The organism is Bowmanella yangjiangensis (assembly GCF_017255015.1).
GTDB classification, from domain to species: domain Bacteria; phylum Pseudomonadota; class Gammaproteobacteria; order Enterobacterales; family Alteromonadaceae; genus Bowmanella; species Bowmanella yangjiangensis.
In genome coordinates, this window is record NZ_JAFKCS010000249.1 from 1 (window position 1) to 1146 (window position 1146).

2 protein-coding genes and 1 pseudogene are annotated in these 1146 nt (G+C 58.4%); 2 read left to right on the forward strand and 1 reads right to left on the reverse strand.

The annotated features are described in order from the left end of the window. Nucleotides 1-202, forward strand: a pseudogene (locus J0A65_RS23730) (precorrin-4 C(11)-methyltransferase); the annotation flags it as partial. A 229-nt stretch (nucleotides 203-431) separates the two neighbouring features. Here J0A65_RS23730 and J0A65_RS23735 read toward each other — a convergent pair. Beyond that, a complete protein-coding gene (locus tag J0A65_RS23735; protein WP_037054745.1) occupies nucleotides 432-662 on the reverse strand; it encodes a hypothetical protein in 231 nt (76 codons plus the stop codon). 152 nt (nucleotides 663-814) lie between these two features. Between J0A65_RS23735 and J0A65_RS23740 the strand changes: the two genes are divergently transcribed. Next, complete coding sequence (locus tag J0A65_RS23740) at nucleotides 815-1027, forward strand: ParD-like family protein (RefSeq protein ID WP_206596740.1); 213 nt, start codon at nucleotides 815-817, stop codon at nucleotides 1025-1027. The last annotated feature ends 119 nt before the right edge of the window (nucleotides 1028-1146 follow it).

The following is a 1146-nucleotide window of genomic DNA, read 5'->3' on the forward strand; positions in this document are numbered from 1 at the left end:
CGCGGTTATCCACAGAGCGAGCTGGCCGGACCAGGACTGGGTGCAAGGAACGCTCAGCGACATAGAGGAGAAGGTCGCAGCCAAGGACTTCCGCCGCACGGCGCTGATCCTCGTCGGCCGCGTGCTCGACCCGGGCGCCTTCGCCGAGTCGGCGCTGTACGACGCCGCGCACCGTCATCTCTATCGCCCAGGCAGCGACTGAGCCGAGCTGCGCTGGCGATAAACTGCACAAAGCGCTGGAGCCCTTGTAGACAGGTGCCTGCAGCACCTTATCAACAGGTTAGAAAAGAACTTATCCCAACTCTTTGTGGATAGCCCTGAAACAAGGCTCAGTTTTTGTACAACTGCCTGAAACGCCCTGAACACAAGGACTTCAGCCAGGTATCACGAGGATATCCACAGGATGATCCACGCCAACTGTTAGCAACCGCTCAAAGCTGTACTTCCAACCGCTTGATACCCACCGCCCGCAACTCGACCACCAGCTCGTCGAGGCTGGCAAAGCTCTCGACCTGTTCGGCCGCATCCACCAGGAAGAAGCTGCGCCCGGCGTCTTTCTTGAAGAAGACGATCCACTCGGCGGTATTGGCCGGGTTCGCCATGATCTGGGTGTCGAACATGACCCCTTCAGCCGTTCTGCGTTTTACATCCGCACGTTTCATCGTCTCTCCCGTTTCAACCTGACTGCAATGTCCTGCCATCGCACCTGCCATGCGAACAGCCCCCACAGTTTAAAGGATGGCGCCCCCTGTTGAAGAAACTGGCGAAACGTGGCTATATGATTCATATATATTTCATATAGAAGGGAGGCCTCATGGGTATCGTCAACATCGATGACGAACTGCACGACCAGATTCGCCGGGCGAGCAGTGTGTCGCATCGCTCCATCAATGCTCAGGCCGGGTTCTGGATTCGCATAGGCATGCTCTGCGAAATGAACCCGACGCTGAGTTTCAACGACGTGATGGCGGCCGAGATGCGCGCAGCCGGCATCACCGTGCAGCCGGCCCTGGCAGCGACCTCATGACCAAGACCGCGCAGGAGATAGCGCTGATGGCCGAGTCCGGCAGGTTGCTGGCGTCGGTGTTCGGCTATCTCGATCGTCTGGATCTGCTCGGCCTGTCGACGCTGCAGGTCAACGACCTT